The sequence below is a fragment of the Paracoccus benzoatiresistens genome, from assembly GCF_026913015.1.
In the GTDB taxonomy this organism is placed as follows: domain Bacteria; phylum Pseudomonadota; class Alphaproteobacteria; order Rhodobacterales; family Rhodobacteraceae; genus Paracoccus; species Paracoccus benzoatiresistens.
Window position 1 is genome coordinate 1 of record NZ_JAPTYD010000089.1, and the last position, 9,786, is coordinate 9,786.

The following is a 9,786-nucleotide window of genomic DNA, read 5'->3' on the forward strand; positions in this document are numbered from 1 at the left end:
CAGAGCAGCATCGGCACGGTTTCGGCGCAGGGCAGCACGGTCTGGGTCTTGATGCGGCGGCGGAATTCCTCGTTCAGGCGCTCGATGGCATTGGTGGTCCGTGCGGATTTCCATTGCGAGGGATCGAGGCGGGTGAAGCTGAAGAGGCGATCGCCGGCCTCCTCGAGGCTATCGGCCACGGCCCGGCACTTGAGCTTCCACTTGCGGAGGAAGGCCTTGCGACGCGTCTCGATCTCGGCGGCGCTGTCGGCATAGATCATGTCGCGGTAGTCCTCGGTCAGCTCGTCGTGCAGGCGCTTGGGGGCGTGGCCGAGCAGGTTGCGGTGCTTGTGAACCGTGCAGCGTTGAATGGGCAGATCCTCGCCCCAGAGCGCCACAAGCGCGGCTTCAAGGCCGGGGGCGCCGTCAACGATCACGAACTCGGGCCGCGGCAAGCCCCGCGCATCCAGATCGCTGAGAAACTGGCTCCAGGCAGCCGTGCTTTCGCCGCCCATGTTCCTGATGGCGAGGAGCACCTTTTGCCCGTCACGCCGCACGCCAATCGCTGCCAGCACCGAGATGTTGGTGGCCTTGCGGTCCAGCCGGGTCTTGACGACGGTGCCGTCGAGGATAAGCCGCACGATATCCTCCTCGGCCAGGTCGCGGGTGGACCAGGCGTCCCAGTCGACCTTCACCTTGCGCCAGGCCCGGCTGACCACGTCCTTGCTCACGGCGCCTTCAAACAGCCCGAAGAGCGCCCGCTTGACGCGCCGGGTATTGGTCCCGGCCAGATAGACTGCTGCGATCAGGGCCTCGGCCTTTTTTGTCAGCCGCCTGTAGCGGGGCAGTGCCTTCGAACGCCATTCGGTGATCTTGCCGGCTTCGTTCTCGATCCGAGCGCGCGGCACGCGGACCGTCTCAGTCCCAAACGTGCCGGTGAGTTGCCGATCGCGGTGCCCATGGCGATAACCCTTGGTCCGCTCGTTGCCGCGGCCGTAACGAAGCCGACCCAGAAAGTCGGCCAGTTCCTCTTCGAACATGGCCTCAATGGTGGCCCGGACATTCGCCCGAAGGCGATCCTCGATCGGATCATACCCGCTTGCGTCGGGCAGTAGCGAAAAGGATGAGCTGTCGGTATTCTGCTTCATGGCGTGATCTCCCTGGCGGTTGCCGCCGCCGGTTGGGTGGGTGTCAGTTCACCCGGAGATTACGCCGCCATCCAATTTCCACCACTTCCGAGACACGACCGTCGCGGGGCACAGACACCAGCAATTCGCCGTCCTGACCCTTCAGAACCTTCGTCGACGAGCCATTCCGCCGGTTCGCTTGGCCTGACGGTGCGTCCTTGCCTTCCTCATAGCCCAGATGCGCGGTCAGTTCGGCCCCAAGCATCCGCTCCATCAGGCGGATCTTCAGTTCCTTCATCAGCCCGGCGTCACCAAGCAGGTCCTCAGGGCGCTCAACACCCTTCAGCAGTTCATCGAGAATTTCTTTGGAGATCGTCATGCATGCTTCCTTTCGGTGAAGCATGGACCGGATCACTCATACACAGAAGACCTGACACTCTCATGACCAACAGGATCTGCGCATGCAACCACTCCGCCAGCCATCTCCTGGGGAGAACATCGGCGTCATCTCCGACACCCACGGTCTGCTCCGCCCCGAATGCATGGTGTTCGCGACGATCCGGCCGATCCTTTTCAGGCCGTCCGGTTCATCCTGGTGCGTGATCGTCATCTTGGGCCTCACCCGGGCTGTAGGAGCATCCCAGGGCATCGACACCGGAGCGGCAGGCTGACCCGCAAAGCCGTCAGTCAAGGTCAATGTCCAAAGGCTTCGATGATGCCGCAGGCCGACAGCGCAGGTGACTTGAGGTTGCGCCTCGCCAGCTCTTGGTGCGCCAGGTGCCAGCATGATCGGGTTTGGATAGCCTCCTCCGACTTCTGGCCGTTCACGAAGATTGACAGGGTGATATCCGTGCGGCAGCCTAATTGACGTAGGGTCAGGAAGGCAGAGACCGGCCTCGGGGAGGAGAATCCGGTCCCAGGGAAGCCCGGCCTGACAGCCCCTGCCTGGCGGCTCGTCCGACCACGACGGGCGCGGCCGGGAACCCAGCCCTCGTGAGGAGCCTGCCATGAGATCGTCCCATTCCACCCGCACCTCCTGCAGTGACCTGTCCGACTTCCGAAAGAACAATGCCGGCGTGACCTTCGACGGCGGGCCAGGCAAGGACCTCGTCCTGGGTTCGTCCTTTGCCGACGACCTGAAGGGCGGCTCCGGCCGGGACGCCCTATTCGGCTTCTGTGGCGCCGACACGCTGGAGGGCGGTGCGGGACTCGATGTCGCCGCGGGCGGCGCAGGCGACGACACCTTCGTGTTCCGCCCGGGTGACCTCGTCACGTCGCGCGGGCGCTCGAATGGTCATTGTGGCCTGGTGGATGCCGTGCTCGACTTCTGCGGCGCAGGCACATCGGGGACGGGCGAACAGGACGTGCTGCGCTTCGAGGGCTTCGGGTCCGGCACCACCCTCAGCTTCATCGGCCACGGCCCTAGCCGCTCGCTGCAGCTCTACGAGGTGGTGGACCCGACCACGCCCGGGGACGACGGCTTCGTGTTCGTCGCCATGGCCGACGGCCGGCACCGGATCACCGCGAAAGATGTAGCGTGGGGGCCTGGCGCGGAACCCACGCTCGACTTCGTCACGGCCAACAGGATAGACGACACCTTCAGTGTGCGGCTGGGCGACGGCCAGGGCGGCTTCGGCGGCGGCTCGGACCTCGACAAGGGCGGTGGCTACAGGCTGCTGGCGCTGGGGGACCTCGACGGCGACGGCGACCTCGACTTCATCATGCCGGAGAACTTCGGCGAAGGGGTGGGCGGCAGCGTCACCGTGCGGCTGAACGATGGCAGCGGCGGCTTCGACGAGGCCTCGGACGTGGCGGTGACCGAGGCTGCCGGCGATATAGCGCTTGGGGATCTCGATGGCGACGGCGACCTCGACTACGCCACGGCCAACTACGACAGCGGAAGCGTCAGCGTGCGGCTGGGCAATGGCGACGGCACCTTCGACGGCGGCTCGGAAGTGGCTACGGGCAGCGCGGTGGCACTGGCGCTGGGGGATCTTGACGGCGACGGCGACCTCGACGTCGCCACGGCCAACTCCGACGACGGTGATAACTATAGCGTAAGCCTGCGGCTGAACAACGGCGACGGCACCTTCGGCGGCGGTTCGGAACTGGCGGTGGGCAACGGCCCCACCGAGGTGGCGCTGGGCGACCTCGACGGAGATGGCGACCTCGACCTCGCAGCGGTCAACACCCACGACGATACCGTCAGCGTGCGGATGAACGATGGCAGCGGCACCTTCGGCGGCGGCTCGGAGGTGGCGTTGGGCAACGGCGTCGCCGACCTGGCTCTGGGGGATCTCGACGGCGACGGTGACCTCGACCTCGCTGTGGCCAACCGCAACGGTGGCACCGTCAGCATCCGGCTGAACGACGGCAGCGGCACCTTCGACGGCGGCTCGGAGGTGGCAATCGACAGCCCTGGGTCCGTGGCACTGGGGGACTTCGACGATGATGGCGACCTCGATCTTGTCGCGTCCAACTCCCAGGGCAGCACCGTCAGCGTGCGGCTGAACGACGGCAGCGGCACCTTCGGCGGCGGCTCGGAGGTGGCGGTGGGCTACGGCGCCGGGTCCTTGGTGCTTGGCGACCTAGACGGCGCGGCCCGGCTGACCCCCTCGGGGCTGCCCGACCTCGGCCCCTTGGTGCCCACACCAGCCGAAATCGACGCCGCCTGGGCCTGAGGCACGGAAGCGGGCGTGTTCCAATCATGATTGTGGAGATAACGGAATGGCCGCAAATGATTTCATCCTGAGGCGGCCGTGGTGCCCGATGGCGCCGCGCCACCTGCGGTCAGTCGCTGGCTGACGAAATGCGGCGAACAGGAAGACGTGCGCATTCCCAGGCAAGGTCGGGACGCTCCTGCAAGCCTTGAGCTTCGACAACCGCGTCTACGAGCTGTCCTGACAGCAGCCTGCAGGGCGTCGAGTTTGGTCCTTGGTCTCTACGCGTATGCCCGATGACTGGCCCGCCAAGGCGGGCGAGGCTGGATCGGGACAGCGCGATCGGCGGCCTCATCCAGCGCTGGCTGCAACTCGGTGTGGCGGCCATGATGGGTGATCTTGAAGAAGAGAGCGTCGGGGAGTGAAACCTCGACCACGAGGAAGTTTGTCCCATCTTGGACTTCCACCCGAAAGCGCTCGTCACCGATAAGCACATACTCTCCGTAAGGGCATTCGGGGGTCGTCTCGAACTTGAACCGGTTCACTCTTTTCCTCCGCAATGACTAAAAGCCGGGCAACGCTGCGCGGCTAGAAATGCAAGAAAATCCAAACCTTCCTTGTCTGTTCCCCATCAAAACAAGGGTGAACGGGATATTTTGGTAATAGTTAACGCAGCTCTACCTGAGAAGTGTCGCCTGGTTGTCAGTTCGGTGGTTCTGCGATGTTTTCGGCCGCATCTTTTTGCAAGTAGACCGCCCGAGGGGGAAAAAAGCCGCGGCTGAGGAATGTCTGCTCCGTCCGCAAGGCGGACATGGCGGGGCGCACTCGCAAAGGAGTCGCCCCATGAACGACCCTCAAGTTGCTGCCCTTCACAATGCTGCCTTTACGATACGCTGAGTATGTGGGGAGGCACCACAATGGGCTGACAATCCGCGAAGACGGCACCGAAGGAGGGACTGCGCATCTTGGTCGCCGAACCCGACGGGCACGTCTCCATTGCGGAATGGTCAGGCAGCCACTGGACGAAACCTGCAGGGGCGTGGATTTCCCGCACGGATTGCCGCGGTCAGAGCCGCTCTCGCGCAAGAGGCGCGCATTCCGCATGCTGTTCGGGAAAGAGCCAAACAAGAGGCCAGATCAAGGCCACCCGTAAGGCTCATGACGCCACTGATCCGAGGCCGAGACCTTGACCTGTTCCAGCACGGCCTTTCGCGGATCATTCTATGGCATCCAAAAGCTTCTGCCAGTCCTGCCGTCCACCAAGCACGCGGACAATGTGCAGATAGTCGTCCTCAACGCGGTAGATCACCAGGTGAGGGCCGGTCGGATGAATGCGCACGGGCGGGGTGAACTCGGGTCGCTCGCGAGCGATCCCCGGCATGGTCCGCAGAAGATCGAAGACCGCAACAAGAGCATCAATGTATTGATCTGCTCGGGCGGGGGACCACTCCACCGCACCAAAATGCCAGATGTCTTCGAGATCTGTTTCCGCCTGCAGGGATAGCCTGATCCCGCCGGTCAACTCATTGGTCATCGCCGCCGCGCATCCGGGCCTTGAAGCGAGATGCATCGAAGGGCTGAGGCGCACCGCTCTCCATGCCTTTGGTGATCGCTGCCTGCAGCTGGGAAAGGGCGCGTGCTCTTTCCTGATCGCGCCGGATCAGGTGACGGACATAGTCGCTCGCATTGCTGTAGCGACCATCGCGGGCGCGTTCTTCGACCCAGGACTTCATCGGATCTGGAAGGGAAACATTCATCGTTGCCATGATGACCTCCGTAGACGATCAGGATAGCGGCTTTGGCAAGCTTTGCCAACCAAGTCTACTGGAGCGGATATAGATGTCCCAAAGCGGCATTACAGTGGGATGGTTACTGTCTGCTGCACTACGCAGAAGGCGGAAATGGAGGTCATCATATGAACGACCAATTTTGTCTGCCTTGGGCAGAACCGGTTTGGCCATCTCGCTTTGGAAGCGCCATCCCGCACTGATCCTGCGGGCGGCCACCAATCGAGATGGTCTCAGTCGGTGGGCCATCCGGCGATAAGGCGCACGATGATGGCGTCAGACATTTCGTCGAAGCTTGGAACGCTCTCTAGCGCTTGTGTCTGGTTGCGGGGCATCGGTGGGAGGGATACGGGCGCGGAGCCGCAGCGAGGCAGCGCGTTGACTGCGGGAGATGAAACGTCAAAAGCCATGGCGTTTTCCTTTCTTGCGGACTGGACCATCCGGTCACGAGGAAAATCGAGGTCTTCTCCTCTATATCACGACTCTCACCGACCCATCTTGCCGCACCATTCCGGCAATCAGAAATCCGGTGACCTCTGTAACCGATATGCTACATACGCCAGCCGTGAGGCTGCGCCGCCGAGTTGATGTTCAGTATGGGAAGTCACTCGCCAGGGATAACGAGCGTGGCATCGCGCGCGCCAGGCTTGCCACGGCCGACCTGATCTTGGACTGCCTCCTTGAGGAGATGCAGCCCAACGGCAGCCGAGTGGCACTTCTGGTCAATTCACCGGACAACACGCGCATGTTGCCGGGTTCCGGCAAGACGGAGAGGGCACATCATCCGGGAGTTCACCGAAAGGGCTGGGGAGGTGGAGCTCCGCCTCACGATCAAGTCGCGGGAACAGCTTGTTTCCGAGATTTTCAGGGGTGGCATCGACTGCGCGATATCTCCGCGGATGAAGGTTCTTCCCGGCTATTCACAACTGAGTTCCACCACAAGATCCATTCACTTTACTGAAGCGAACGCCATCCCCTGTTCAGCAAGAGAGATGTCGCTAAAGCGGATGTCGAGGCGGCGACGGTGATGGTCCGCCTTATGCCAACAGATCCAAACTGAAGCACATTCCGAACGCGAAGATCGGCGCCTACGCTCGAACGTCGAGGCGCAGGCGGTGTATATCCTGAGCGGCCATTTCATCGGCTACCTTCCCGACCACATGGCGATGATGTTGAGAGAGAAGGACAGGCTCAAGGCCCTGCTTGGGCGAGAAGCAGAGATCCGTTCGCCCTTCGTCATCATCCTGTCCAACGACAAGAAGCCTTCCCTGCCGTTGCGCATGTTCATCCAGGAACTGCGCAAGAGGGCGGCTGAACCCAGGCCCTGCCGCCTTGTCCGAGGCCTAGCCGGGACGCGCATCCTCGATGCGGAAATGAGCTTCGGTGGGAACGCAGGCCGCACCGTTGACTGGGACGAGATCCTGCGGGCAAGCAGAAAATGCAATCACGAGGTCCATTTCCGCACGCAGCGAAATATAAGAGCCCGGTTTCGAAACCGGCGGCTCAAAGGACAGGGTCTGGTCAGGGTGAACGGGAATGTTCATGAACAGGTTCAGCGGCGATGGTGTTTCGGTCGCAGTCAGCCCAAGTTCGGACAACGCCTGTGCAAGATTGTCAGTGCAGTTGTCATGATAACCAACGTGCCCTAGCTGTTCGTAACGGTAGCGATCGCAGGCGGCAATCAGCGTGTCGTGCACGCCACCCGAGGTATCCTCGACCAAGGTGAGCATCGGACGCCGTCGATTGCTGCGCAAGGTGTCTCCGCTTTGAGGATTCAACCGCAGCATCGCTCCGCGGCTGTGCTCCATTGACATGAACTCTGCGACATCCCTTGCACTGAAAGCCCAGGTATCGATGACCTGGCTGCCATGCGTATTGATAACAGTGACGATCTGCCCTTTTTTGATGCGTGCGGCGACGCCCCTGCGGGCGGGAATGAGTGAAAGCACTTTGTCAACATCCTCTTCGGTCAAGACACCCTCCTGCTCAGTTTGTGAGAGATTGCCGCGCAGCGAAGATATAGCCTAGGAAATTCAGCAAGACCTGAGCTGCGAGCATTCCCGTGATGCCAGAGGGATCATATGCCAAGGCGACTTCAACCAGATCGGCGCCCACGACGTCGCTTTGTTTCGACAGGCTTGATCGTCGCCAGGAGACGCGAAAGGGCAGGGCGCGTGCGGTCGGCACCAGAGGCCTGCTCCTCGTGAATGATGTCACATCCCGCTGCGCGTAACTCCCTCAGTTGCGGATTAAGCGTCTGTTCGAGGGTCGAGACCCTGGCATAGCCGATCAAAGCCATGGAGGGCCTCCGTTGCCGATACTTCCGGCGCGCCATTACACAACGACAGGGCGCGAGTAAACGGCCGTTTGCAGATGCATTCTCACGGCAGGCGCCTCGCCCGGCCGATTGTCAATCCACAGCAATGGCAGGGTAGGGGAGGGGGAGAGAGCCTGCGGAGCCTCCACACTGTCCGATCTCACGGATTTCTGGGCACGCAGCGCAAATGCCCGTTTTCTCTTGCCATACAATCTTACCCATACAAGTGTAGATGAGCGACGTTGTCGGTAACTGTGCGGCTGATGAGCGTGGAGATACAGATGGATGTCGGTGCTCTTCTTCTTCGTTGCGAGATCGTGGCCGCCCGCATCGACGGCATTCTCCTCGCCAATCCCGATCTGGCGGGGCTCTGGAGGACCGAGGTGGCGCTTCTCGAAGCCGCGGCCTCGGTTGGCCTGGAGGGGGAAAGGATCTCCACCGCCGGCATGGTCATGCGCCTGACCAGCAACCTCGCAATCGAGGAGGAGTCGCGAACGACGGAAATGGCACTGAGGATGCTGTCCGTCCTCAAGCGGCCCGGAAACATCTTCAATGCGCCTGTCGAGACGATGCGCAGGATCGAGGCCGCGGCCAGCCCGGTGGGCCAAGCGCGGGACGAAACGGACCGGCTCGACGACAGGGAACTGGCCCTTGTCGTGGACGAGGGCCGGAGATGGGCCCATTTCCCCATTCTTGCCGGATGGCGGGCGGCGGCCGTCTATGCCTTCAGATCACGGCGGGAAAGCCCGGCGGCCGAGCGGCTCGTCTTCATGGCCGTGGAAGGCGCGGCCCGGCATCTGATCGGGCTTTCACCCGTGCCATCGGCGCCACCACAGGACGATGGCGATGCACAGGCAGCTATTCTCATGCGGGCATCGGCCGGCTGGATCCTGGCCCCGTCGGTGGCAATGGCCCGCAACGGCCTGCGCATCTGGTCGCCCCTGTCCGGCATCGAGAGCTTCCTCGATGCGGCCTCTCGCGCGCTGTCCCAGGATCTGGGCCAGCTCGGCACATTGCGGCACGAGCTTTCCCGGCTGGACAAGGTTGTGGCTGGCGTCAGCGGCCGCTCCCGCATGGGTGACCTGGTGGCCCTTCTCAGCAAGCAGCCCGTCGTGAACTCGGCCATGGTCTGCGACCGGCTGGGCGTCAGCCGCAGGACAGCGCTGGCGCTCATCGAGGAGCTGGAGGAGGCCAGCTGCCTTGTGAACGTGACCGGCAGGCGATCGGCCAGGTTCTGGGCCTTGCCGTCGCTGGCATCGCAGATGAGACCATCGGCCGCGATCCGCCGCGGGGCGCCAAGAGCAGCGCCGCCGGCCAAGGCGGCGGTCAGCCTTGAGGCTGTCGGCCGGCCCGGCCAACTTCATGAACAGTTTGACGAGGACAGGCTGAACCGCATTATGGAGAACCTGGACGCGGCCATGGCCGGACTCGAGGCGGTCGTCAGGCGCCGGCCCGGGGCCGGGGAAATGTAAGGCCTGGATTACAGCCGGGGGCTCGTGATCCCGCTGCTTCCCGCATCCGTCTCGTCGGCTCGTATAGGACGTCATGGACGATCACAGTGAACGAGGGCTGAAGGGAAGCCGTGCTGACATCTCAGCCGAACGAAAAAGGCTTGCGCGTGCGAGGCCCATTTCTGCAGGCGCGGATCACGCTTGATCCTTGGTCTCTACGCGTATGCCCGATGACTGACCCGCCAGGGCTGGCGAGGCTGGATCGGGACAGCGCGATTGGCAGCCTCGTCCAGTGCCGGCTGCAGCTCGGAGTGGCGGCCATGATGGGTGATCTTGAAGAAGAAAGCGTCGGGGAGTGAAACTTCGACCACCAGGAAGTTTGTTTCGCCCTGCACTTCCACCCGAAAGCGGCTGTCGGCGATGAGCACATACTCTCCTTGAGGGCATTCGGGGGTCGTCTCGAAC

The 9,786-nt window shown here is 62.7% G+C and carries 11 protein-coding genes and 2 pseudogenes; 3 read left to right on the plus strand and 10 right to left on the minus strand.

Annotated features, from left to right (window positions below):
• Both OU682_RS22480 and OU682_RS22485 read right to left on the minus strand, forming a co-directional pair.
• Nucleotides 1-1,127: IS256 family transposase (locus tag OU682_RS22480; RefSeq protein WP_268944429.1), on the minus strand; the 1,127-nt coding region annotated here is incomplete at its 3' end.
• 100 nt (nucleotides 1,128-1,227) lie between these two features.
• Nucleotides 1,228-1,485, minus strand: a pseudogene (locus tag OU682_RS22485) (transposase); the annotation flags it as partial.
• A gap of 82 nt (nucleotides 1,486-1,567) precedes the next feature.
• On the opposite strand from OU682_RS22485, the gene OU682_RS22490 reads away from it, so the two are divergent.
• Nucleotides 1,568-1,777: a hypothetical protein gene (locus tag OU682_RS22490; protein ID WP_268944431.1), complete on the plus strand. Its 210-nt coding sequence runs from the start codon at nucleotides 1,568-1,570 to the stop codon at nucleotides 1,775-1,777.
• A 336-nt stretch (nucleotides 1,778-2,113) separates the two neighbouring features.
• On the plus strand, nucleotides 2,114-3,787 hold the full coding sequence (locus tag OU682_RS22495) for an FG-GAP-like repeat-containing protein (RefSeq protein ID WP_268944432.1): 1,674 nt from the start codon (nucleotides 2,114-2,116) through the stop codon (nucleotides 3,785-3,787).
• A gap of 260 nt (nucleotides 3,788-4,047) precedes the next feature.
• Here OU682_RS22495 and OU682_RS22500 read toward each other — a convergent pair whose 3' ends face one another.
• The 7 genes and pseudogenes from OU682_RS22500 to OU682_RS24440 all read right to left on the minus strand — a co-directional run bounded on the left by OU682_RS22500 (nucleotide 4,048) and on the right by OU682_RS24440 (nucleotide 7,888).
• Nucleotides 4,048-4,311: a hypothetical protein gene (locus OU682_RS22500; RefSeq protein ID WP_268944433.1), complete on the minus strand. Its 264-nt coding sequence runs from the start codon at nucleotides 4,309-4,311 to the stop codon at nucleotides 4,048-4,050.
• A 671-nt stretch (nucleotides 4,312-4,982) separates the two neighbouring features.
• Entirely contained in the window at nucleotides 4,983-5,300 is a 318-nt protein-coding gene (locus tag OU682_RS22505; RefSeq protein WP_268944434.1) for a type II toxin-antitoxin system RelE/ParE family toxin, read from the minus strand.
• Entirely contained in the window at nucleotides 5,290-5,532 is a 243-nt protein-coding gene (locus OU682_RS22510) for a type II toxin-antitoxin system ParD family antitoxin (protein ID WP_268944435.1), read from the minus strand. The genes OU682_RS22505 and OU682_RS22510 overlap by 11 nt, the downstream gene beginning before the upstream one ends.
• A 254-nt stretch (nucleotides 5,533-5,786) precedes the next feature.
• On the minus strand, nucleotides 5,787-5,963 hold the full coding sequence (locus OU682_RS22515) for a hypothetical protein (protein ID WP_268944436.1): 177 nt from the start codon (nucleotides 5,961-5,963) through the stop codon (nucleotides 5,787-5,789).
• A 933-nt stretch (nucleotides 5,964-6,896) separates the two neighbouring features.
• Nucleotides 6,897-7,526, minus strand: a complete 630-nt coding sequence (locus OU682_RS22520) for a DUF1989 domain-containing protein (RefSeq protein WP_268944437.1) — start codon at nucleotides 7,524-7,526, stop codon at nucleotides 6,897-6,899.
• A 13-nt stretch (nucleotides 7,527-7,539) separates the two neighbouring features.
• A pseudogene (locus OU682_RS24435) lies at nucleotides 7,540-7,689 on the minus strand (arginase family protein); the annotation flags it as partial.
• Nucleotides 7,649-7,888 carry a recombinase family protein gene (locus OU682_RS24440; protein ID WP_371832301.1) on the minus strand — a complete coding sequence of 80 codons (240 nt, stop codon included), beginning with the start codon at nucleotides 7,886-7,888 and terminating at the stop codon, nucleotides 7,649-7,651. The pseudogene OU682_RS24435 and the gene OU682_RS24440, both read right to left, overlap by 41 nt.
• A 245-nt stretch (nucleotides 7,889-8,133) precedes the next feature.
• On the opposite strand from OU682_RS24440, the gene OU682_RS22535 reads away from it, so the two are divergent.
• On the plus strand, nucleotides 8,134-9,342 hold the full coding sequence (locus OU682_RS22535; RefSeq protein WP_268944438.1) for a helix-turn-helix domain-containing protein: 1,209 nt from the start codon (nucleotides 8,134-8,136) through the stop codon (nucleotides 9,340-9,342).
• Between the two features lie 194 nt (nucleotides 9,343-9,536).
• Here OU682_RS22535 and OU682_RS22540 read toward each other — a convergent pair.
• On the minus strand, nucleotides 9,537-9,786 hold a 250-nt coding region (locus tag OU682_RS22540), incomplete at its 5' end, for a hypothetical protein (protein WP_268944439.1).